This is a genomic window from Achromobacter sp. ES-001 (genome assembly GCF_019448355.1).
GTDB classification, from domain to species: Bacteria; Pseudomonadota; Gammaproteobacteria; order Burkholderiales; family Burkholderiaceae_B; genus Achromobacter; species Achromobacter spanius_B.
Genome location: NZ_CP079940.1, coordinates 4,085,854 through 4,107,794 on the forward strand (window position 1 = coordinate 4,085,854; position 21,941 = coordinate 4,107,794).

Annotated in this window: 20 protein-coding genes; 2 read left to right on the plus strand and 18 right to left on the minus strand. The window is 65.6% G+C overall.

What is annotated here, in order from left to right:
* Positions 1-100: 100 nt before the first annotated feature.
* A complete protein-coding gene (locus KYT87_RS18345) occupies positions 101-1,438 on the plus strand; it encodes an MFS transporter (protein ID WP_052946036.1) in 1,338 nt (445 codons plus the stop codon).
* Between the two features lie 33 nt (positions 1,439-1,471).
* On the opposite strand, the gene KYT87_RS18350 is transcribed toward KYT87_RS18345, so the two are convergent.
* The 12 genes from KYT87_RS18350 to KYT87_RS18405 form a co-directional block, all read right to left on the minus strand.
* Entirely contained in the window at positions 1,472-2,806 is a 1,335-nt protein-coding gene (locus KYT87_RS18350) for an MFS transporter (protein WP_219990543.1), read from the minus strand.
* A gap of 295 nt (positions 2,807-3,101) precedes the next feature.
* Positions 3,102-3,674, minus strand: a complete 573-nt coding sequence (pgsA, locus tag KYT87_RS18355) for a CDP-diacylglycerol--glycerol-3-phosphate 3-phosphatidyltransferase (protein WP_046805412.1) — start codon at positions 3,672-3,674, stop codon at positions 3,102-3,104.
* A 96-nt stretch (positions 3,675-3,770) separates the two neighbouring features.
* On the minus strand, positions 3,771-5,600 hold the full coding sequence (uvrC, locus tag KYT87_RS18360; RefSeq protein WP_046805413.1) for an excinuclease ABC subunit UvrC: 1,830 nt from the start codon (positions 5,598-5,600) through the stop codon (positions 3,771-3,773).
* Complete coding sequence (gene nagZ, locus KYT87_RS18365) at positions 5,563-6,621, minus strand: beta-N-acetylhexosaminidase (RefSeq protein WP_104144311.1); 1,059 nt, start codon at positions 6,619-6,621, stop codon at positions 5,563-5,565. The genes uvrC and nagZ overlap by 38 nt, the downstream gene beginning before the upstream one ends.
* Before the next feature lie 72 nt (positions 6,622-6,693).
* On the minus strand, positions 6,694-7,125 hold the full coding sequence (gene acpS, locus KYT87_RS18370) for a holo-ACP synthase (RefSeq protein ID WP_046805459.1): 432 nt from the start codon (positions 7,123-7,125) through the stop codon (positions 6,694-6,696).
* Between the two features lie 85 nt (positions 7,126-7,210).
* Positions 7,211-7,951, minus strand: a complete 741-nt coding sequence (locus tag KYT87_RS18375; RefSeq protein ID WP_046805415.1) for a pyridoxine 5'-phosphate synthase — start codon at positions 7,949-7,951, stop codon at positions 7,211-7,213.
* Positions 7,948-9,465 (minus strand): efflux transporter outer membrane subunit, encoded by a 1,518-nt coding sequence (locus KYT87_RS18380; protein ID WP_046805416.1) that lies wholly within the window; start codon positions 9,463-9,465, stop codon positions 7,948-7,950. The genes KYT87_RS18375 and KYT87_RS18380 overlap by 4 nt, the downstream gene beginning before the upstream one ends.
* Positions 9,462-12,692, minus strand: coding sequence for an efflux RND transporter permease subunit (locus KYT87_RS18385; protein WP_046805417.1), 3,231 nt, complete (start codon positions 12,690-12,692; stop codon positions 9,462-9,464). Before KYT87_RS18385 ends, KYT87_RS18380 begins: the two co-directional genes overlap by 4 nt.
* A gap of 64 nt (positions 12,693-12,756) precedes the next feature.
* Positions 12,757-14,016: an efflux RND transporter periplasmic adaptor subunit gene (locus tag KYT87_RS18390; RefSeq protein WP_046805418.1), complete on the minus strand. Its 1,260-nt coding sequence runs from the start codon at positions 14,014-14,016 to the stop codon at positions 12,757-12,759.
* 164 nt (positions 14,017-14,180) lie between these two features.
* Entirely contained in the window at positions 14,181-14,582 is a 402-nt protein-coding gene (locus KYT87_RS18395; RefSeq protein ID WP_120156334.1) for a winged helix-turn-helix domain-containing protein, read from the minus strand.
* A gap of 155 nt (positions 14,583-14,737) precedes the next feature.
* Complete coding sequence (locus KYT87_RS18400) at positions 14,738-15,934, minus strand: patatin-like phospholipase family protein (protein ID WP_046805420.1); 1,197 nt, start codon at positions 15,932-15,934, stop codon at positions 14,738-14,740.
* Positions 15,935-15,948: 14 nt separating this feature from the next.
* Positions 15,949-16,545, minus strand: coding sequence for a DUF4136 domain-containing protein (locus tag KYT87_RS18405; RefSeq protein WP_370512764.1), 597 nt, complete (start codon positions 16,543-16,545; stop codon positions 15,949-15,951).
* 220 nt (positions 16,546-16,765) lie between these two features.
* Here KYT87_RS18405 and KYT87_RS18410 point away from each other — a divergent pair, with 220 nt between their 5' ends.
* Positions 16,766-17,560, plus strand: coding sequence for a TOBE domain-containing protein (locus KYT87_RS18410; RefSeq protein WP_104144308.1), 795 nt, complete (start codon positions 16,766-16,768; stop codon positions 17,558-17,560).
* A 112-nt stretch (positions 17,561-17,672) separates the two neighbouring features.
* Here the strand turns inward: KYT87_RS18410 and KYT87_RS18415 are convergent, their stop codons facing one another.
* The 6 genes from KYT87_RS18415 to KYT87_RS18440 form a co-directional block, all read right to left on the minus strand.
* Positions 17,673-18,359 (minus strand): ATP-binding cassette domain-containing protein, encoded by a 687-nt coding sequence (locus tag KYT87_RS18415; protein WP_046805423.1) that lies wholly within the window; start codon positions 18,357-18,359, stop codon positions 17,673-17,675.
* Positions 18,356-19,042, minus strand: coding sequence for a molybdate ABC transporter permease subunit (modB, locus tag KYT87_RS18420; protein ID WP_046805424.1), 687 nt, complete (start codon positions 19,040-19,042; stop codon positions 18,356-18,358). The genes KYT87_RS18415 and modB overlap by 4 nt, the downstream gene beginning before the upstream one ends.
* 22 nt (positions 19,043-19,064) lie before the next feature.
* Positions 19,065-19,823 (minus strand): molybdate ABC transporter substrate-binding protein, encoded by a 759-nt coding sequence (gene modA / locus KYT87_RS18425; RefSeq protein WP_046805425.1) that lies wholly within the window; start codon positions 19,821-19,823, stop codon positions 19,065-19,067.
* A gap of 127 nt (positions 19,824-19,950) precedes the next feature.
* Positions 19,951-20,301: an adenosylmethionine decarboxylase gene (speD, locus tag KYT87_RS18430; protein ID WP_046805426.1), complete on the minus strand. Its 351-nt coding sequence runs from the start codon at positions 20,299-20,301 to the stop codon at positions 19,951-19,953.
* On the minus strand, positions 20,298-20,465 hold the full coding sequence (locus KYT87_RS18435) for a hypothetical protein (RefSeq protein ID WP_162941240.1): 168 nt from the start codon (positions 20,463-20,465) through the stop codon (positions 20,298-20,300). Before KYT87_RS18435 ends, speD begins: the two co-directional genes overlap by 4 nt.
* A 4-nt stretch (positions 20,466-20,469) precedes the next feature.
* Entirely contained in the window at positions 20,470-21,939 is a 1,470-nt protein-coding gene (locus KYT87_RS18440; protein ID WP_219990544.1) for a DUF4178 domain-containing protein, read from the minus strand.
* Positions 21,940-21,941: the final 2 nt, after the last annotated feature.

Consider the following 21,941-nt stretch of genomic DNA (forward strand, 5'->3'; position numbering starts at 1 on the left):
CTTTTCCCTGGCTGTTTCCCCTAGCTTTTCCATCCACGGACGCGCCGCTGCGGCGCGCCCGTGTTCCCTTACGCCTGTACGGCGCTTGCAGGAGTCCGTGATGACGCCTCCGTCTTCCCCCGCTTATCAAGTTTCCGCCGCCATGCGCCGCCGCGTGGTCATTGCGTCGGTGCTGGGCAACGCCTTCGAATGGTTCGATTTCGCCATCTACGGCATGTTTGCCGCCGTGATATCACGGCTGTACTTCCCCACGGGCGACAACGCGACGTCGCTGCTGCTGGGGCTGGCCACCTTTGGCGTGGCCTTTGCCGTGCGGCCCATCGGCGGGCTGGTGCTGGGCATGTACGCCGACCGCCACGGACGCCGGCGTGCGCTGTCGCTGATGATCCTGATGATGGCAGGCGGCACCGCCATGATCGGCGTGCTGCCCACCTACGCGTCCATCGGCATGGCCGCCAGCGTGCTGATGCTGGTGGCGCGCCTGATCCAGGGTTTTTCGGTGGGCGGCGAATATGCCAGCGCCAGCGCCATGCTGGTGGAGTTTGCGCCGCCCAACCGGCGCGGCCTGTACGGCAGCTTTCAGATGTGCTCGCAGGCGCTGGCGTTCTCGGCCGGCGCGGGCGTGGTCTATCTGCTGTCGTCCAACCTGTCGACCGCCGACCTGGAAAGCTGGGGTTGGCGCGTGCCGTTCCTGTTCGGCATCCTGATCGGGCCCATCGGCTATTACCTGCGCACGCAGGTGGACGAGACGCCCGAATTCCGCAAGTTTCAGGATCAGCGCGTCAAGCCCACGCAGACCACGCTGCGCACGCTGTTCTCGCGCTATCCGCGCGAACTGACCGGGTCGTTCTGCATTGTGGTCACGGGCACGGCGTCCAATTACGTCATGCTGCTTTACCTGCCCCTGTTTGCCGTCACGGAGCTGGGCCTGACGATGGGCGACGCGCAACTGAGCAGCGCCTTGGCCGCCGTGTTGCTGCTGGTGTTGTGCCCGCTGTCCGGCGCGCTGTCCGACCGCCTGTCGCGCCGCGCCCTGATGCTGCCGGCCACGTTCGCCTTTGGCGTGGTGACCTGGATCATGATGGCGCGCGTGCTGCAAGAGCCGTCGTTCGCCACCCTGCTGCAAGCGCAGTTGGCGGCGGCGGCGTGCATGGGCGTGATGTGGGGGCCGACGCCCGCGCTGATGACCGAGATCTTGCCGGTGAACCTGCGGTCCACGGGCGTATCCCTGTCGTACAACCTGGCCGTGATGCTGTTCGGCGGCCTGGCGCCTTTTATCAACACCGCGTTGATCCAACGTACGGGTGACCTGATGGTGCCGGTGTACTACGTGGCGTTTTGCGTCTTCATCGGGCTGATCGGCTTGCTGCTGCTGGGGCCGGGCAAGCCGCGCGGCGATACCGGGCTGCACGCGGCGCTGCAAGAAAGGCCGGCGTAATGACGGCCTCGGCTTGAAAGCGGTGGCGCCGGCTCAGGGCCGGGCGACCGCCGCCCCCGCCATGACGGGATCGGCGCGGCGCGCCTGCACCGCGATCCATTGCGCCAGCAGCGCCGCCGCCGTGAACGCCACGCCGGCGCCCACCCAGGGGCCCTGGCGGAAACCGGCATCCAGCAAAATGCCGAAGGCCAGCGGCCCCAGCGCCGACCCGACGTCCATGCCCGAATACACCAGCCCATAGACCGAACCGGTCGAGCCCTTGGGCGTTACACGGCGGATCAACATGTCGCGGGACGGCGCGGCCACGCCCGAGCAGAAGCCGGCCAGGCCCACCACCGGCGCGGCCAGGGCGGCGGGCACCCAGCCCAGCGCCAGCACCACCAGCGTCAAGCCCGCCAAGAGCAGCGCAACCATCACGGTGCGCTCGGTGCGCGGGTTGGCCGATACCAGGAAGCCGCCCGCCGCCATGCCCACGGCCGAGGCCACCATATAGCCGGACAGGGCCGAGCTGGCCACCACGTTGGACAAGCCATACAGCTGGTCCAGCAACGGAATCGTGTAGTTCTGCACCGATGACAAGGCAATCGACGTGCAGGCGAAGAACAGGAACGCGCCCCACAGCGCCGGCTTGGACAGCAACGTGGCCAAGGTGGCCAGCACGCCTTCTTGCGGTTTGGGCGCCTGCGCGGCCGCGGCCTTGGCCGGGGACGCCGCCGCGTTGGTATTGCCGGTGTCGTCGCCCATGGCGTCGGCGCTGAGCGGCAAGGGGCCGCCCAGCAAGTGGCCGCCCAGCACGGTCAACAGCAGCACCACCGCCACCAACCCGGCGGCGCTGTAGGCCGCCACGCGCCAGTCGGCCAGCAGGATGATCGTGGTCATGAAAACCGGGGTCAACGCCCAGCCCAGGTTGCCGGTCAGGCCATGCGCCGAAAACGCGTGGCCCAGCCGCGACGCCGTGATGCGGTGGTTGATGATGGAGTAATCGGCCGGGTGGAAAACGGAATTGCCGATACCGCCGACGATAGCCGCCGCCATCAACATCGGGTAGCCATTGGCCGACCCGATCAACACGCCCGAGAGCACGAAGCACGCCAGGCCGAACCACAGCACGGGCCGTGCGCCGATGCGGTCCACGACAAAGCCGGACGACGCCTGCCCCACGCCCGACACGACGTAGAACGTGGCCACCAGCGCGCCGACGCGCGCGAAGTCCAGGCCGAAGGCCGTGGCCAGCGACACGTTCAGCAGCGGCAACACCAGTTGGAAGAAGTGCGAGGCGGCGTGCGCAACGCCGATCAGCAAGATGGTTTTCCAGTCGCGCCGGCGAACGTCGGCTTCTGATGGAAGGATATGGGTGGCGGTGGTCATTGCAAAAAGCCGCGGCAGCGGCGCGTGGCGCAGGCGGCGAAGCCATGCGCGGGTTGTCTCCGGCAACGGCCGGGGAACCCGGACGTCGTGTACATGGCGAATGCGGCGGCTGGGCCGGGCCGGATCGTGCCGGCCATCGCTCTTTGAGTATGTCGGCGGCCGTCCTGTCGCGAGCCGGGCCGCCGATTTGAAATTCAGGATACTGCCCGGTGGACCGGGCGCATACAGCACATACGGCCGATATGGCCGATATGGCCGATACGGCGGACCCGCCGTAAACAACGCCTGCCAACGCCTACAGCGCCTTTTCGCGGATGGCGGGCCAGGCGCGTTGCAGGTAGTACAGCATCGACCAGACGGTCAGCACCGCCGCAACGATGATCAGTACATCGCCCAGCAGCTTGGTATTCATGCCGTAGATCGGCTGGTTGTACAGCAGGCACGGAATTGCCACCATCTGCGCAGCCGTCTTGAATTTGCCCAGCCGGTGCACCGCGACGCTGGCGCTGGCGCCAATCTTCGCCATCCATTCACGCAGGGCCGAAATGGTGATTTCGCGGCCGATGATGATCAGCGAGATAAACGCGTCGACACGGCTCAGGTCCAGCAGCACGATCAGCGCGGCGCACACCATCAGCTTGTCCGCGACGGGGTCCAGGAAGGCGCCGAAGGCCGAGGTCTGGTTCCAGCGCCGGGCCAGCCAGCCGTCAAACCAATCGGTCAGTGCCGCGATGATGAACGCCCACGCCGCAAAAGAGTCGCGGGTGGGAACCGACATCCAGCTCTCGGGCAGGTAGAACAGCCCGACCACCAGCGGAATCATGGCGATGCGCAGCCATGTCAGGATAATGGGTACGTTAATTGGCATAGTGTCCGTATGCTACATCAGCCGGATGACGCTGGCTGTATCGGCGCGGTGGGATGGCCGTGGGATGGCCGGGGGTTGGCCGTGAGTTGGGCGCCCCTACCCACGCAACGCCTCGTAGATGCGTTCCGCCAGGTCCTGCGAAATCCCGTCCACCGACGCCAGGTCCTCGATGCTGGCGGACGCCACCCCCGAAAACCCGCCAAACCGGGCCAGCAGTCGCTGCCGCCGCCGGGCGCCCACGCCCTCGATCTCTTCCAGCCGCGACACGTTGCGCGTCTTGGCGCGGCGCGCGCGCATGCCGGTAATAGCAAAGCGGTGCGCCTCGTCGCGCACCTGGGCGATCAGCATCAGCGCGGCGGACTCACCGCCCAGCGCCACGGGCGGCCGCTCGTCGGCAAACACCAGGGTTTCCAGGCCGACCTTGCGCCCTTCCCCCTTGGCCACACCCACCAGCGTCTGGATATCCAGCCCCAATTCCGCGAACACCTTGCGCGCCACTTCGACCTGGCCCTTGCCGCCGTCGATCAGCACCAGCCCGGGCATGGGGGCCTCGCCGTCGGCCACCTTGGCGAACCGGCGCGTCAGCACCTGGCGCATCGCCGCGTAATCGTCACCCGGGGTGATGCCGGCAATGTTGTAACGGCGGTATAGCGACGGCTGCATGTCGTGGTGTTCGAACACCACGCAGGACGCCTGGGTGGCCTCGCCCGCCGTATGGCTGATGTCGAAACATTCAATGCGCAGCGCATCCAGCGCGGCCTCGTCGGTGTCCAGGTCCAGCGCCTCGGCCAGCGCCAGTGTGCGACCGGCGCGAGCGCCAGATTCGGTCAGTGCGCGCGCCAGGGCCATCTCGGCATTCTTGCCCGCCTGTTCCAGCCAGGATCGCCGCGCGCCCTGGGGCCGCGTCAGCATGCGCGACGGGCGCCCACCGGCCTGCTCGATCAGCAGGTTGATCAGTTCCGGGTCGGGCAAGGCGTGCGAACAGACCAGCACGGGCGGCATGGCGTTGTCGGTGTAGTGCTGGGCGATGAAGGCCTCCAGCACCTGCGGCGCGGCCTCGCCTTCGGCGTGCGTCGGAAAGAACGGCTTGTCGCCCAGGTGGCGGCCGCCGCGCACCATCGCCAGGTTCACGCAGACCTTGCCGCCCGCCACGGCCACCGCAATGATGTCGGTGTCTTCGCCGCTGGTGTTTTCCATGGTCTGCTGATGCAGCACGCGCGCCAGCGATCCCATCTGGTCGCGCAAGGCGGCGGCTTCCTCAAAGCGCAGCTCGCCCGCTGCCTGCTGCATGCGCGTTTCGATTTCGCCCATGACGTCTTTGGCCTCGCCGTTCAGAAAGCGCACGGCGCGCTGCACGTCGCGCTGGTATTCCTCGGCGTCGATCGCGCCTACGCAAGGCGCCGAACAGCGCCCGATCTGATGCAGCAGACAGGGCCGCGAGCGGTTGGCGAAGACGGTGTCTTCACAGGTGCGCAGGCGGAACACCTTTTGCAGGATCTGGATGGTTTCGCGCACGGCCCAGGCGTTGGGGAACGGCCCGAAGTACTGGCCGCGCTTGTTCGTCGCGCCCCGGTAGTAGGCAATGCGCGGCCATTCGTGGCCGGTGATCAGCAGGTACGGGTAGGACTTGTCGTCGCGAAACAGGATGTTGTAACGCGGCTTCAGGCTCTTGATGAGGTTGTTTTCCAGGATCAGCGCTTCGGCTTCCGAGCGCGTCACCGTGACCTCCAGCCGCGCCACCTTCGCCACCATCTGGGCGATGCGCGGGCTGGCCAGGTTCTTCTGGAAATACGACGAGACGCGCTTTTTCAGGTCGCGCGCCTTGCCGACATACATGACTTCACCGGCCGCATCCAGGTGTCGGTAGACACCCGGCAGATGCGGCAGGTCAGCCAGGAACGATTTGAGATTGAAGTCGTCGGGCATTCTGATAACGGCTTTCGGCCTGCAAGGTATCCCAGTCGGGCGCATCAAAACGCGGCATCAGGCGGCGGATGCGTTCGACCGATTCGGGCGCATGCTCGAACGTCAGTCGCGACAGCAGGTCGTCGGCCAGGTCCGGGCGGTTGCACACCAACACCATGTCGCAACCAGCGTTGAGCGCGGCGTTGGCACGGGCCAGGATATCACCTGCGACCGAGGCGCCTTCCATCGTCAGGTCGTCCGAGAAGACCACGCCGTCATAGCCCAGGCGCTTGCGCAGGATGTCCTGCACCCACTTTTTGGAAAAGCCGGCCGGGTGCTTGTCGACCTTGGGGTAGATCACGTGCGCGGGCATGACGGACGGCAGCACGGCGTCGCCCAGCCACGCGTACGGGGCGGCGTCGTCATTGAGGATGTCGTCCAGCTTGCGCGGGTCCACGGGGATCTCGTGGTGCGAATCGGCTTGCACATAACCATGCCCTGGGAAATGCTTGCCGCAGGCGGACATGCCGGCCAGCGACAGGCCCTGGATCAGGGCGCGCGACAGCATCGTGACCACGCGCGGGTCCGAATGGAAGGCGCGGTTGCCGATCACCTTGCTGACGCCGTAGTCCAGGTCCAGTACGGGGGTGAAGCTCATGTCCACGCCGCAGGCGCGCAGTTCGGCGGCCAGCACATAGCCGGCTTCCGTGGCCAGGCGCATGGCCTGCAAGGGGTCGCGGTCCCATAGCGTGCCCAGGTCGCGCATGGCCGGCAAGACGGTGAAGCCGTCTTCGCGGAAGCGCTGCACGCGGCCCCCCTCGTGGTCCACCAGGATCAGCAGCGGTTCCTTGCGGGCCTTGTGGATCTGGCGCGTCAGACGGGTCAGCTGCTTGCGGCTTTCGAAGTTGCGGGCGAACAGAATCACGCCGCCCACCAGCGGGTGGCGCAGACGCGTCTTTTCTTCTTTGGTAAGCGAGGTGCCCGCCACGTCGACCATCACGGGGCCGGGAGGCAGGACCACCTTGGATTTTTTCTTGGCCATGAGGCTGTCCTTATATCTGTGGGGCAAGCGGCGGGCGCGGGGCCTCGGCGCAAGCCGGGGCCGGGCTCGCGCCTACGGCTTGCGTTCGACCACCACGTAGGCGGCGGCCATGTCGGATTCGTCGGTAATGGATACGTGCGCGGCGCCGAAGCGCTGGCCATACCAGTCCAGCAATTCAGGGGCGATGACCAGCACCGGGCGCCCGCCCGGCGCGTTCAAGGTCTGCACGCGTCGCCAAGTCATGGGCATGCGCATGCCCAGCCCGATCGCCTTGGAAAACGCTTCCTTGGCGGCAAAGCGGGTGGCCAGAAAGCGGATGCCGCGCACCGGGTCGCGGGCGCGGCGCGCGTGGAATTTCAGCAATTCCTCGGCGCCCAGGATTTTTTCGGCAAAGCGGTCGCCGTGCCGTTCCAGCGCGCGTTCGATGCGGTCGATGCGCAACAAGTCCATGCCGATGCCGGCAATGGCGCCTGCGGGCAACGGGGCTTTGGGGGATTCAGACATGGGCGTCAACCAAAAACAGCAAAAACAGCGGCAAAAACAGCGGCGGGGAAAAGCGTCGTGCGTATCCCTGCGGTCCGGCCTGCGATCACAGGCCGCGCAGGGCCTTGAGCCGGGCTTGCACCATCACCGCCTTCATATCGCGCACGGCTTTTTCCCAGCCATCGAACACCGCCTGCGCCACGATGGCGTGGCCAATGTTCAGTTCGGAAATACCGTCGATGGCCGCCACCGGGGCGACGTTGCCCAGGTGCAGGCCGTGGCCGGCGTTCACGCGCAGGCCATGGCGCAAGCCTTCGGTGACCGCCACGCGGATGCGTTGCAATTCTGCCGCGCGGGCTTCCCCTTCGGCTTCGGCGTAGGCGCCCGTGTGCAGTTCGATCACCGTGGCGCCGGCCTTGGCCGCCGCCGCGATCTGCACCGGGTCTGCGTCGATGAACAACGACACCCGGATGCCGGCCTGGGTCAGCAAGCCCACCGCATCCGTCACCGCGCCCATGGCGCCGGCCACTTCCAGACCACCTTCGGTGGTCAGTTCGGTGCGCTTTTCAGGCACCAGGCAGACGTCGTTGGGTTTGACGGCGCAGGCAATCTCCAGCATTTCGGCGGTAATTGCGCATTCCAGGTTCATGCGCGTGCGCAGCTGCGGACGGATGGCGTAGACGTCCGCATCCTGGATATGGCGCCGGTCTTCACGCAGATGCAGCGTGATGAGGTCGGCGCCGGCGTCTTCGGCGCGCAGCGCGGCGGCCACCGGGTCCGGGTATACCGTATGGCGTTGTTGCCGCAACGTGGCAACGTGATCGATATTTACACCAAGTTCTATCATTGAGCGGTCGTCGTCACTTTGGTCGGTTCTTTCGTGGTTTCTTCCCAGCCGCCGCCCAACGCCTTGTAGAGCTCGACACGGTTGATCAGCGCGGCCAAACCGGTTTGCACCAGCGAAAGCTGGGCATTGAAGAAGTCCACCTGCGCGGTCTGCACTTGCAGGTAGCTGTCGATGCCATTGGTATAGCGCAAATTCGACAGTTCAAGCGTGCGCGAGGACGATTCCTGCAACGCGCGCTGCGCGTCCAGCTGCGCCCCGTACGTGGCTTCGCCCGCCAGCGCGTCTGACACTTCCCGGAACGCCTGCTGGATGGTCTGCTCGTACTGCGCCACGGCGATATTGTCGCGCGCCTTGGCCAGGTTCAGCCCTTCGCGGATGCTGCCGCCCGCGAACAGCGGCGTGGTGATGGACGGCGAGAAACTCCAGTAGCCCTGCCCGCCCTTGAACAGATCGCCCAGCGACGGGCTGGCAACGCCCAACAGCCCCGTTAACGAAATGGTCGGGAAGAATGCGGCGCGCGCTGCGCCGATGTTGGCGTTGGCCGATAGCAGCTGGTTTTCGGCGGCCAGGATGTCGGGGCGACGTTCCAGCAGATCGGACGGCAGGCCGGACGGCACCGTGGCCAGCAACTGGTCGCGGCCAAACGGCGCGGCCGGCGGCAGGTCGGCAGGCAGCGGCGCGCCCACCAGCAGCACCAGGGCGTTCAAGGCCTGCGCACGGGCACGCGCCAGTTGCGCCAGGTCGGACGACGCCGTGTCCAGCAAGGACTTGGACTGGTTCAGATCCAGTTCCGAGGCCACGCCGCCGTCGAAACGGCGCTTGACCAGGTCATAGGATTCCTGGCGCGAGGCCAGCGTGCGTTGCGTCAAATCCAGCTGGACTTCGGCCGCGCGATAGTTGAAATACGACTGCGCGACGGAGCCGACCAGCGTGATCTGTACGGTTTTCTGCGCCTGCTCGGTCGACAGGTACTGCTGATACGCCGCTTCGGACAGATTGCGCAAACGGCCGAACAGATCGATTTCGAAGGTGGTCAGCCCGATACCGGCCTGGTACGAGCTGGAAATCGAACTGGAATCCGGCCCGCCCGCACGCATGTTGGCCGGCAGATGCTGGCGCTGGCCCTGGATGCCGGCGCCGATGCTGGGCCATTGCGCCCCGCGTTGAACGCCGTATTGGGCGCGCGCTTCTTCCACGCGCTGTACGGCCACGCGCAGGTCGCGGTTATTGACCAGCGCTAGCGAAATCAGGCTTTGCAGGCGAGGATCGCGGAAGAATTCGCGCCAGCCCAGGTCGGCGGCCGGCGTGCCGGCCTCGGGCACAACGGCCGAGGCCGGCTGCGTGCCCAACGACGTGGGATTGTTGTAGCCGCCGTATTGCACCTTGGGCTGATCGGGCCAGGCGCCCGTGACCGGGGCGTCGGGACGCTGGTAGTCGGGCGCCAGCGAGCAGCCGGCCAACGCCACCGCCACGAAGGCGGACAAGGCGGATTGCTTGATCATCAGGGCTTTCATGCCTTGCCCTCCGGGCCACCATTGGGTTGAACGGGGGTGTATCCCGCGTCTGCGTCGGGGGAGTCGCCGGCTGCCTTCTTGGCGGCCTGTTCTTCTTCCCAGGCCTTCAATTCGGCGCCCAACAGGCGCGGGCGGGTCTTGAACAGACCCAGCACCACCACGAAGAAGGTCGGCACGAAGATCACGGCGAACGGCGTGGCGGCCAACATGCCGCCCAGCACGCCCAAGCCGACCGCGCGCTGGCTGGCGGCGCCCGCGCCGGTGGCCATGGCCAGCGGCACCACGCCCAGGATGAACGCCAGCGACGTCATCAGAATGGGCCGGAACCGCAATCGGGCCGCTTCCACGGCGGATTCGTACAGCCCCATGCCCCGCGCGTACTGGTCCTTGGCGAACTCCACGATCAGAATGGCGTTCTTGGCCGCCAAGCCGATCACGGTCACCATGCCCACCTGGAAGTACACGTCGTTGGACATGCCCAGCGCGCTGACCAGCGCTACGGCGCCCAGCATGCCCAGCGGCACCACCAGCATGACCGACAGCGGGATGGCCCAGCTTTCATACAGCGCGGCCAACACCAGGAACACGATCAACAGCGACAGGCCCATCAGGATCGGCGCCTGGTTGCCCGCTTGCCGTTCCTGGTAGGACAGGCCCGTCCATTCGTAGCCGAAGCCTTGCGGCAGTTGCGCGACCAGGTTCTGCATTTCTTCCATGGCCTGGCCGGTGGTGTAACCCGGCGCGGCGCTGCCGCCGATACGCATGGATTCGTAGCTGTTGTAGCGCACCACCTGCACCGGCCCTTGCACCCACTCGGCCGACACGAAGGTGGACAGCGGCACCATGCCGCCCTGGGCGTTGCGCGCGTTCAGTTGCAACACGTCGGACAGCTGCATGCGATACGGCGCGTCCGCCTGGACCCAGATGTTCTGCATCCGGCCCATGTTGGGGAACTTGCTGAGGTAAGCCGAACCCACCGCCGTCGAGATCAGGGATGCCGCTTCGTTGAAGTCCACGCCCAAGGCCGCGGCCTTGTCGCGGTCAACGTTCAGCGTCAGCTGCGTACCGGCCGCCAGACCGGTGATGCGCACCTGCGACAGCACCGGGCTCTTCATTGCCATGCCCATCAGCTGGCCGGTGGCCGCGGCCAGGGCCTCGGACCCGCCCGACCCACGATCCTGCAAGCGCAGGTCGAAGCCGGTGGCGTTACCCAACGACGAAATAGCCGGCGGCACCAACGTGAACACCTGCGCATCGTGGATGCCCATCAACTGCTTCTGGAAGGCATTGAACGCGATGGCGCCCGCGGAGTCCTGCTTGTCCTTGCGGTCCTTGAAGTCTTTCAAGGTGGTGAACGCGATAGCGGCGTTCAGCCCGTTACCGTTAAAGCTGTAGCCCTGCACGGTGATGATGTTTTCAACGGCCGGGACATTGCGGAAATATTCCTCGACCTGTTCGATCACTTCAACCGTGCGGTTGGCGCTGGCGCCCGTGGGCAGCTCGATGTTGCTGATCACGTAGCCCTGGTCTTCTTCGGGCAGGAACGAGGACGGCAGGCGCAGGTACAACCAGCCCAGCAGCAACACCAGCACCAGGAAGGCCAGCATCATGCGGCCGCCCTTGTGCAGAATGCGCGACACCCAGTTCTGATAGCCGTGCGTGGTGGCGTCGAACTTGCGGTTGAACCAGCCGAAAAAGCCCTTCTTCTCGTTGTGATGGCCCTTGGGCACCGGCTTGAGAATGGTGGCGCACAAGGCCGGCGTGAAGGTCAGCGCCAGCAAGGCCGAGAAGAAGATCGACACGGCCATGGCCACCGAGAACTGCCGGTAGATCACGCCCACGGACCCGCTCATGAAGGCCAGCGGCAGGAACACCGTGACCAGCACCAGCGTGATGCCGATGATGGCGCCGCTGATCTGCGGCATGGCTTTCTTGGTGGCTTCCTTGGGTGGCAGGCCTTCGGTGGCCATGATGCGTTCAACGTTTTCGACCACCACAATGGCGTCGTCCACCAGAATCCCGATGGCAAGCACCATCGCGAACATCGTCAATACGTTGATGGAAAAACCCAGCCCCAGCATCACCGCGAACGAGCCCAGCATGGCCACCGGCACCACCAGCGCCGGAATCAGCGTGTAGCGCACGTTCTGCAGGAACAGGTACATCACCAGGAACACCAGCACCATGGCTTCGACCAGGGTATGCAGCACCTGCTCGATCGACACCTTGACGTAAGGCGCGGTGTCGTAGGGGATGGCGTACTGGATGTTGCCCGGGAAGTACTTGGACAGCTCTTCCATCTGCTGGCGCACGCCCTGGGCCGTGGCCAGCGCGTTGGCGTCCGGCGACAGCACAATGGCGAAGGCAGCGGTGGGCTTGCCGTTCAGGCGAGCACCGAACTGGTAGTTGTCGGCGCCCACTTCCACGCGCGCGACGTCACGCAGCAGCACCTTGGAGCCATCGGTATTGGCGCGCAGCACGATCTTGCCGAAGCCTTCCACCGTGCTCAGTTGCCCGTTGGCCGTGACGGTGGCCGTGATGCGTTGCGATTCCGGGTTGGGCGGCGACCCGATGCTGCCACCGGAGATCAGCACGTTCTGCGCGGCAATCGCCTGATTGACGTCGTTCATGCTCAGGTTGAAGCCCACCAGCTTGTTGGGGTCCACCCAGATACGCATGGCGCGCGGCGCGGCGAACAGCTGGAACTGGCCCACGCCGGCCACCCGCGACACCGGGTTCTGCACGTTGCGCGTGATGTAGTCGGCCAGCGCCGTCTGATCCAGCGAGCCGTCGTTGGACGACAGCGTCACGATCATCAGGAAGCCGGTACTGGTCTGCTCGTATTGCAGGCCCTGCTGCTGCACGGCCGACGGCAACTGCGCAATCACGTTCGATACGCGGTTTTGTACGTCAACCTGCGCCAGGTCGGGGTTGGTGCCCGGGGCGAAGGTGGCGGTGATGGTGGCGGTGCCGTACGAATCGCTGACCGACTCGTAGTAGATCAGGCCCTTGGCACCGTTGAGCTTGTCTTCGATGATGCTGGTGACTGATTCCGCCACTTCCTTGGCGGACGCGCCCGGGTACGTGGCGGTGATGGTGATGGCCGGCGGGGCCACGTCCGGGTACTGCGCCACCGGCATGTTCGGGATGGCCAACACCCCGGCCAGCAAAATGAACAGGGCAACTACCCAGGCAAAAATTGGTCGATCAATGAAAAATTGCGGCATGTGGGCTGACTCTGAAAGCGATGCTCACCAAAGGGGAACGCGGCGCCTGTGCGCCGCGTGCCGCTTAAGATTTCTGGCCTGCGGCCTTGTCCTGCGTTGCGGGCTCGGCGGGCTTGGACGGATCGGCCGGTGCGGCCGGCTTGGCGCCGGGCTGCGCCGGCGCCTGGCCGTCTTTGGCGGCGGCCCCGTTCTTGGTCCATTGGCTGACCTGCACGGGCGCCCCCGGACGGATCTTCTGGAAGCCTTCAACCACGACCACGTCGCCGGCCTTCAGGCCGCTGGTGATCAGCCAGTTGTTCTTGATGGCGCCGCCGGTCGTGACGGGCAACTGCTGAATCTTGTTGTCCTTGACCAGCATCAGGCTTTGCGACCCGTCGGCGGTGCGTTGCAGCGCCTGCTGCGGCACGACCAGCGCCTTGTCGTCAACGCCCTGCTCCAGCCGCACCCGCACGTACATGCCGGGCAACAGGATGCCGTCGGGGTTGGGCACTTCGGCGCGCAGGTTCACCTGGCCCGTGGACGGGTCCACGGTGATGCCGGTGAACAGCAGCTTGCCCGCGTGCTGGTATTCCGAACCGTCTTCCAGCACGACCGTGGCGCGCGCGGTGTCTTTACCCACCTGCTGCAACTGGCCGCTGGCAAACGCGCGGCGCAGCGTGGCCAGTTCGGCGGTGGACTGGGTGAAGTCCACGTAGACCGGGTCCAGCTGCTGCACGGTGGCCATCTGCGTGGCCGACGTGGATTCCACCAGCGCACCCTCGGTCACCAGCGGCTTGCCGATGCGGCCGGTGATGGGCGAGGTGACGTCGGTGTAACCCAGATTGATCTTGGCGTTGTCCTGCGCGGCCTTGGCGGCGGCGACCGCGGCGTCGGCCTGGCGGAACGAGGCCACCGCGTTGTCGTATTCCTGCTTGCTGACGGCGTTGGCCTTGACCAGCGGCGCGTAGCGGTCGGCCAGCAGCTTGGCGCTGAACAGATTCGCCTGTGCCTGCTTCAGCTGCGCCGTCGCCTGATCGTAGGCGGCCTTGTACGGCGCCGGATCGATCTTGAACAGCAGTTGGTTTTCCTTGACGTCGCCACCTTGCTCGAAGGTGATCTTCTGCACGATGCCGGTCACGCGCGAGCGGATCTGGGCATCGCGCACGGCATCCACGCGGCCGGGCAGTTCGGAGACGATGGGCGCGCGCTCCGGCTGTACGGTGATGACGCTGACTTGAGGCATGCCAGGGTTCATCTGGGGCTTCTCGCCGCACCCGGCCAATATCAGCGCGAGGATGCCACCGGAAACTGCCAGACCTGAAACACGTTTAGGCGAAAACCGCATTGAAACCCCCGCGTAGCGTAGTGAACCGAACCAACAAAGCGATCAGATAATGCCTAACGTCAGTCATGGCACGTGAATAGCCCAATAATGTAACTCAGTTATTGGGGATTACACGTATTTTCAGCCGCTCAAACGATGCGCGGGAGAGACACTGCGCAACAGCCTCAGAGAGTGGAAAGCTCTCGGAGATTGCCCAGGAATACATAGCCCACGCCGTGCACAGTATGCAGCGGCAAGCGGATTCCCGCGCGCAGAACTTTGCTGCGCAGTCGGCAAATTGCCACATTCAACGTGCGCAGATTGGTGCTGGCGCGCGTGGCCATCAGCTCTTGGCGCAGCAGTTCGCGATTGGGGTTGCGCAGCAGGCACAAAAAGCACGCACGTTCGATTTCGGTCAGGTCGATACGCGCGCCGCTGGGTGCCAACAACGTCCACCCTCGGTAAAGCAGGCTCCACCAACCGTCGACCTGATCGCCGCTTGAGAACGTCGGCTCGTCGGCGTGGGGCAGTCGGGCGGCATCCGGCGGTTGCGGACCATGGGGGGCAAGAGCATCGAAAGCAGTCATCACATGTCTCCACCGGGGCGGCCTTGCCAACGGCGGCGCGGCCGGCTCCCGGAACTGGGTTGCTGGTGGTTCTGGGAGACTACCGGCGTTACGGCCTGATGACGCGCTCTTGATACGGGTTTGGCCTGAATATCAGACCAGTCCTATGCAAATGCTTATGAAGGGTGCTTGCCGTTGCGGTGGATATCGTGAGTCACGAAGCAACTGTCTTCGGTCGGACGGGCCAGAATGCCGGGCTTGGCTAGCGTCTGGCGGATATCCGCCAAGCCGGATTCCCAGTGTTCGCGCATGGCCTCGGTGCCGAATTCATAGTCCTTGGAATAGCGTTCCCGATGCTTGGATTCGTAGATCAGGTTGATGATGTTGGTGGCCGGCGTATGCGACAGCTTGCGGATGTCGGCCAGATCCGGGGCATTGCGCTCGGACTCGGGCATGCGCTCAAGCAGCCGCTGCAATCCGTGGCGCAACTTCAGCACGCGCCGCAGCTGGTCGGTGACCAGGCGCGTGCGGCTGGAATACTGGATGTCTTTCTGCCGTTCGGCCACTTCTTCCAGCGACGTCGGCAGCGCCCCCCGCGCGGGCCACAGGTCTACCTGGAAGGCCAGTGTGTCGCGCATGTTGTCGGTGGTCAGCACCTGCGCCAGCGGCGTGTTGGACACGACACCGCCATCCCAATAGTGTTCGCCATCGATTTCCACCGACGGAAAGCCCGGTGGCAAGGCGCCGGACGCCATGATGTGCTCGGGCCGCAGCGTGTCTTTCAGGCTGTCGAAATAAGCGAAGTTGCCCGACTGCACATTGACCACGCCGAAGCTGGCGCGCACCGCCCCACTGTTAAGCACGTCAAAGTCCACAAACTGGCGCAACGTGGCGGCCAGCGGCGTGGTGTCGTAGAAACTGGTGGAGGCCGCGCCCCGGCCGCTGGCCCAGTAAGGCGGCGGAAAACGCGGTTTGAAAAACCCGGGCTGGCCCGAGAACAGCGCCTGGAAGGCAGAGAGCTGGCCGTTCATGGCAGGCGACCCGAAGCCAAAGGGGATGCCTTCGAACATGCCCGCCAGCGTGTCGCCCCAGGGCACCGAGGCAAAGCCGGCAGGCCGGCAGATGGCTTCCCAGAAACCGCGCAGGCGATCCACCCGCTCGTCTTCGCGAGAGCCCGCGATGATGGCCGCGTTGATCGACCCGATGGAAATACCGGATATCCAGTTGGGCCGGATGCCCGCCTCGTGCAAGCCCTGGTAGACGCCTGCCTGATAGGACCCCAGCGCCCCGCCCCCTTGCAACACCAGCGCGACGGTTTCGTAGGGTGGCGTATCGCCGGTGTCTTGGGATGGGGCGTTGCGACGAGCGGTCATGCGGCTACCTCGGGTCAGGGTTTGCTTTTGTCCGGCAACTGCGGCGCGGCCACGCCGGCGCGGAACGGATACTTGGCGAAGATCTGCGCCACGGCCTTGTCCACGTTCTGCGGCGTGTTGGCGCTGTCGGGATTCTGCACTTCGCCCACGGCCACGCCCTCCCACACCAATTGCTTGCGGCGCGCGTCCACCAGATCGATGTTCAGCGTGCCTTCGGTGTATTGGTACACGTCGTCGCCCCAGCCGTAGCCGGGCCAACCGCCGTAAAAGCCGGAGCGATAGCCATAGTACGGGCCCATGGGCGGCGCCGCGGGCGTGACTTGGGTTTTTTGCTGGAGCTTGGCGCTGAAGTTGACCAGAAGGTCGGGATTGGACGGGGTGTAGGTGTAGCCCCGCATTTCCATCTGGCCGCGCGTGGCGTCCTTCAGGCGCTCGGTCAGCAGGCTGCTGTAGCCGGCTTTGTCGGTGCCCAGGGGGCTCATGAAACCGAAGGTCTGATACTGCGCGAAATTGGCTTGATGATCGTAATCGCCTTTGATCGTGGGCCCCGAGGCGCAAGCCGCGAGCAAGCCAGTCACGGAACCCGCCGCCAACCATTTCACCGCTTGAATCGCTTTCATGTCGATGTCTCCAAGAGCACTGGGCCACGCCATAGTGCCGCGAAGCCCGTAAACTTTCAACAGAATCTCATTCGCATCACGTGCCCGCTTCTGCCCTGTCGCGGCTGATCGGCCGCCAGGTCGCGCCACGTAGTTTGGACATCGTCCATTACACTCTTGGCTCGCTTTTGACCTTGACCCCGACCCAACCCCTGAACCGTACCCCCTGCCCATGTTGGAACTTGACGGCTCGATCTGGTTTCGTTCCGGCGCCCAGACCTGGGGCGGAAAAAACCGCATAGACCTGCTGGCGCAAATCGACGCCACCGGCTCGATCACGGCCGCCGCGCGCGCCGTGGGCATGAGCTACAAGGGCGCGTGGGACGCCATCGACGCCATGAACAACCTGGCGGGCGAACCCCTGGTGCTGCGGGCGGCGGGCGGCAAAGGCGGCGGCGGCACGCAACTGACCGACCGCGCGCGCCGCCTCATCATGACGTTTCGCGCGCTCGAGGCCGAACACCAGAAGTTCATGGACAACCTGACGCGCGCCGGCCTGGACGCCAGCGGCGACATCGACCTGATGAGGCGCTTCATGTTGAAGACCAGCGCACGCAACAAGTTCCTGGGCACGGTGACCGATATCCGCACCGGCGCCGTGAACGACGAAGTGCAGCTGCGCATCGCGGGCGGCCACCTCATCACCGCCACCATCACCCGCGACAGCACCGCCGAACTTGGCCTGGCGCCGGGCAAGGAAGCGATTGCGCTGGTGAAGGCGTCGACCGTCATTGTGGGCGCGCCGGGCCCCGGCTTGCGGCTATCGGCGCGCAACCAGCTGCAAGGCCACATCACGGCTATCCGCCCCGGCGCGGTCAACAGCGAAATACTGATCGGCATGGAAGGCGGCGCCACGCTGGTGGCCATCGTGACCAACGACAGCGCGCAAGAGCTTGGGCTGGAAACGGGCGCGCCGGCCGTGGCCATCTTCAAGGCTTCCAGCGTAATCCTGGGCGTGCTGGACTGAAGCGCGGTCCACTCCGCCCTGCATTGTTCCTGCGCCATTCGCTGCGCCATTCGCTGCGCCATTCCCTGCGCCAATCCCTGCGCCAATCCCTGCGCCTTTCCCCGCACTCCGCCTACACGCCCACGTCATCCCGGCGGCGGCCCACCCTGCCTTCGCGCACTTCGAAGACCTCGTCGGCCAGCGCGTCGACATCGGCGGGGTCGTGCGTGATCAGCAGCATGGGCACATCCAGTTGACGCTGCAAGGCATTCAATTCCTGGCGCATGCGGCCGCGCAGTTGCGAATCCAGCGCTGAAAAGGGTTCGTCCAGCAGCAGGATGTCCGGTTGCAGCATCAGCGCCCGAGCTAGCGCCACGCGCTGCTTTTGCCCGCCGGAGATCTCGCCGGGATAGCTGCCGACGATGGCGCCCAGTTCGAACGCATCCACCCAGCGCCGCGCCTCGGGCAGCACTTGGCGCCGAGGCGGATTGCGCCAGCCGCGCCGCAACCCGAACGCGATGTTCTGCGCCACCGTCAGATGCGGAAACAGCGCGTAGTCCTGGAACAGATACGCCACCCGCCGCGAACGGGCGGGCAGGCACACGCCCGCCTGCGCATCGAACAGCACGCGCCCATTGATCTCGATGCGCCCGGCATCCGGACGCAGCAGCCCCGCCACGGCGCGCAGCGTCAGGCTCTTGCCCGCGCCCGATGGCCCGAACAAGGCAATGCGCTTGGACGACGACGTGAAGGCGGCGTCCAGCTCAAAATGCCGGTCGCCCGACACCATGCGTTTTTGCACCTGGATGCTGACGCTCATCGGCTGCCTCCGTCGCGCGCCCGGGCACCCTTGGGCACCAGCTTGCCCGCCACCACCAGCACCACCACGCAGGTGATGGACGTGACCAGCACCAATAGGTTGGCGGTACGGTCATCGCCCGCCTGCACCGCTTCGTAGATGGCCACCGACAGCGTCTGGGTACGGCCCGGCAGATTGCCCGCGATCATCAGCGTGGCGCCGAATTCGCCCAGGGCACGGGCAAAAGCCAGCAGCACGCCGGCCAGGATGCTGCGCGCCGCCAAGGGAAGCGTCACGCGGAAAAACACGCCGATTTCGCCCACGCCCAACACCCGGGCCGCGTTTTCAAGCTGCGCGTCCACGTTGTCGAACGCCGCCCGCGCCGACTTGAACACCAGCGGAAACGCCACGATGGACGCGGCAATCACCGCGCCCTGCCAGGTGAAGACCAGTTCGATATTCCACTTGGCCAGCGTTTCGCCGATGATGCCGCGACGGCCCAGCAACACCAGCAGGTAATAGCCCAGCACGGTGGGAGGCAGCACCAGCGGCAAGGTCAGCAGCGCGTCCAGCACATCGCGCCCCGGCCAGCGCCAGCGCGACAGCCCATAGGCCGCGGCGGTGCCGGCCAGCGTCGCCAGCAGCGTGGCCCAGCCCGCCACCTTCAGCGACAGCAGCAGCGGGACCCAGACGGGATCAGTCATCGGCGGCCGCCATCACCCAGGCTCAGGGCTGTTGAAAGCCGTAGCGCGCCAGGATGGCCTGCCCGGCGGGCGACAGCACATAGGCCACGAAACGCTGGGCTTCCTGGGCAGCGGCCTCGCGCGCGGTCACCGCAATGGGATAGGTGACGGGCGTTTGCGACGGCACGCGCAGCGCCACCTTGACCTTGTCGGGCATGATGGCGGCGTCGGTGGCGAACACGAAGCCGGCATCGACCTCGCCGCGCGAGACATAGTCCAGGCTTTGGCGCACGTTCTGCGCCAGCACGCTCTTGGCCTGCACGGCGGTCCACAAGCCGGCCGCTTCCAGCGCACCCTGCGTGTAGCGCCCCACCGGCACCGACGCCGGGTTGCCGTAGGCAATGCGCTTGACGTCCGCGCGCGTCAGGTCGTTCAGCGACGTGATGTTGGCCTTGCTGTCCGCCGGCACGATCAGCACGATCTGGTTGGCGGCGAAGTCCACGCGCGAATCGCGTCGCACGGCCTTTTCCTCCACCGCCTTGTCCATCGCCTTTTGGTCCGCTGACGCGAACACATCGGCGGGAGCGCCCTTCACAATCTGCTGCAACAGCACGTCGGACGCGCCGAAATTCAGCACGACATGGGTGCCGGGGTGTTCCTTTTCATAGCCTTGCGCCACGTCCTTGAACGCGTTGGTCAGGCTGGCCGCGGCGGACACGACCAGATCGGCGGCCTGGGCGCCTGCACCCCACAGCGCGGAAATCGCCAGCGTCAGCGCCAGCATCGGACGTTTGCAAGACATGGTCTTCCTTGGAAATGGGGTCGATAACAGGGCCCCGTCGGTAACGAAATATATAGAGGTATATAACGCCCGTCAATTTGCCATCCCGCGCGTCCTGCGCCAGATCAAATCCAGGGAAAAAGCGGGATCAGCCGCGCGCGACCGTCGTAACGTTGACCGAGGCGGGCGCCAGCGCGTCGCGCAGGCTGGCCAGCGCCAACTCGGGCTGCGCCGCGCCGCACATGAAGATGTCCAGCGCCGCGAACCCGTGCTCGGGCCAGGAATGAATGCTGATGTGCGATTCGCTCAGCATGACCACGCCGGTCACGCCGGAGCCTTCACCGAAAAGATGGAAATGCGCGCTCAGCACGTGCGCGCCGGCGGCCCGCGCCGCCGCGATCAGCTGCGCTTCCAGGGCCACGGCGTCGGTCAGGCGATGGGCCGGCACCCCGCGAAAGTCGGCCAGCACATGACGGCCGGCGCAATCATGCACGGTCACTTGTGCGACCCGCCCGAAGACCAGCCCGAACTGCCGGATGAACTGCTGCCCCAACTGCTGCTGCTACCCCCGCCGCCACCCACCATGCGCACGCCGGGGGAATTGAAGCCCGTGGCCGCAAGGACGACCACCAGGGCATACACGCCATAGATAAACTTGCCCATGGTCCTAGTCGTCCCCTTCGGAAAGCTTGTCCGCCATCTTGGCGGGTAACCACAAGAACGCCAGCCCGATCAGGATCGGGATAAAGCGGCCGCCCAGGATATTGCTCAAATTCAAGAACACCATGCCGATCGTCGCGATCCAGGCCCATTTGCCATAGCCGCCACTTTTGCCTCCCCTCGGCAGCGCTTTTTGCGCGGCCAGCTTGGGGTCGTCGAACCACTGCGCCAACTGCGCCGGGGCCACGGGCGACGATGCCGACCAGCCCAATTCCGATTCGCTGCGTTCGCGCGTCAGCTTGAGCGTGCCGGCCTTGTAGTCGGTGATGTGCGTGGTGTCGCCCGCCTTGACGCGCCAGTTGAACGCGCCCAGCGGCATCTCGACCTGCGAGGTGTAGTCGTACAGCTTCTGGTACAGCTTCGAGCGCCAGCGCACGCTGCTGGCGTTGTTCGGGCTGGGCCAGGTGTCGCACACCTGCACGCGTTCCCAGCCCTCGTCCGTTTCCACCAGCCAGATAAAGCCCTTGGCCGGATTGAACAACAGGTATTCGATCCAGTCGGACGGCTCTTCGGGATCGCGGTCGGCGCATTTCATCAGCCCGATCAGGGTGTAGCTGGCGCCGTCGATCTTGGCCACCGCGCCCAGCGACAAGGTGGTCTTGATGGACTTGACCTTGCGCGCCTTCTCGATGACTTCGGCGGTGGGCCCGGAACAATCGACGGTCGCCGCGCATGACGGGCACACCACGGTCGTCGCCATCGCCGCCACGAAGCTGATCGGCGCCCCGCAGTTGGGGCAGTCCAGCGCCTTGATCTGGCCGCGATAACGGCCGGCCGTCTCTTGCACTTGTTCGTCGCTGCGCAACGTGGCCGCCTGCATGGCGGACAGGTCGAAGGCCTTGCCGATGTACAACTCGGGTTCGGGGCCGTCTGAAAAATCCAGCGTGAGGAACGCGTCCAGGCTGCGAAAATCAGCCACCTTGGCGTCCCAGCCGTCGCCTGGCACGAAGGGCAATTCGCCCTGCGCGCCACTGGCCCGCGCCCGGCGCACGTCCGAGGCGATGAACCGCTGTCCGTCCAGTTTGAGCTCATCGCCCGGCGCGATGTCGGCAAACGCGGGCATGCCCTGTACCGACTTGACGCCGCGCCGCCGGGTCAGCGCGTACTGGCCCGACGCGTCCGACAGCCAGCCATCGGCGCCATCGTCGAACCACACGTACCACTCGTTCCAGAAGCCGTCCTCATAGCGCAGCTGGATGCGGCCGATCACGTCGAACCGCTTGCCGTCGGCCTTGCCCGCCGCGCCCAGGCACAGGGGCGAATAATCTTCCAGCACGTCGGCCATTTCGCCGATGCGCTTGACCGAGTCGGCGTCTTTGAGCAAGGTGCTGCGGCATGCGCCGCAGACTGCCATGACGGAAGCGGTGGACGTGAACTTGACCGGGGCGCCGCACTGCGGACACAGAACCTGCTGCATGG

Bases quoted from the DNA above. Each gene is read 5' to 3' on its own strand.
- KYT87_RS18345 (WP_052946036.1), top strand. From the start codon at position 101: ATGACGCCTCCGTCTTCCCCCGCTTATCAAGTTTCCGCCGCCATGCGC.
- KYT87_RS18350 (WP_219990543.1), bottom strand. From the start codon at position 2,806: ATGACCACCGCCACCCATATCCTTCCATCAGAAGCCGACGTTCGCCGG.
- pgsA (WP_046805412.1), bottom strand. From the start codon at position 3,674: ATGCCAATTAACGTACCCATTATCCTGACATGGCTGCGCATCGCCATG.
- uvrC (WP_046805413.1), bottom strand. From the start codon at position 5,600: ATGCCCGACGACTTCAATCTCAAATCGTTCCTGGCTGACCTGCCGCAT.
- nagZ (WP_104144311.1), bottom strand. From the start codon at position 6,621: ATGGCCAAGAAAAAATCCAAGGTGGTCCTGCCTCCCGGCCCCGTGATG.
- acpS (WP_046805459.1), bottom strand. From the start codon at position 7,125: ATGTCTGAATCCCCCAAAGCCCCGTTGCCCGCAGGCGCCATTGCCGGC.
- KYT87_RS18375 (WP_046805415.1), bottom strand. From the start codon at position 7,951: ATGATAGAACTTGGTGTAAATATCGATCACGTTGCCACGTTGCGGCAA.
- KYT87_RS18380 (WP_046805416.1), bottom strand. From the start codon at position 9,465: ATGAAAGCCCTGATGATCAAGCAATCCGCCTTGTCCGCCTTCGTGGCG.
- KYT87_RS18385 (WP_046805417.1), bottom strand. From the start codon at position 12,692: ATGCCGCAATTTTTCATTGATCGACCAATTTTTGCCTGGGTAGTTGCC.
- KYT87_RS18390 (WP_046805418.1), bottom strand. From the start codon at position 14,016: ATGCGGTTTTCGCCTAAACGTGTTTCAGGTCTGGCAGTTTCCGGTGGC.
- KYT87_RS18395 (WP_120156334.1), bottom strand. From the start codon at position 14,582: ATGACTGCTTTCGATGCTCTTGCCCCCCATGGTCCGCAACCGCCGGAT.
- KYT87_RS18400 (WP_046805420.1), bottom strand. From the start codon at position 15,934: ATGACCGCTCGTCGCAACGCCCCATCCCAAGACACCGGCGATACGCCA.
- KYT87_RS18410 (WP_104144308.1), top strand. From the start codon at position 16,766: ATGTTGGAACTTGACGGCTCGATCTGGTTTCGTTCCGGCGCCCAGACC.
- KYT87_RS18415 (WP_046805423.1), bottom strand. From the start codon at position 18,359: ATGAGCGTCAGCATCCAGGTGCAAAAACGCATGGTGTCGGGCGACCGG.
- modB (WP_046805424.1), bottom strand. From the start codon at position 19,042: ATGACTGATCCCGTCTGGGTCCCGCTGCTGCTGTCGCTGAAGGTGGCG.
- modA (WP_046805425.1), bottom strand. From the start codon at position 19,823: ATGTCTTGCAAACGTCCGATGCTGGCGCTGACGCTGGCGATTTCCGCG.
- KYT87_RS18435 (WP_162941240.1), bottom strand. From the start codon at position 20,465: ATGGGCAAGTTTATCTATGGCGTGTATGCCCTGGTGGTCGTCCTTGCG.
- KYT87_RS18440 (WP_219990544.1), bottom strand. From the start codon at position 21,939: ATGCAGCAGGTTCTGTGTCCGCAGTGCGGCGCCCCGGTCAAGTTCACG.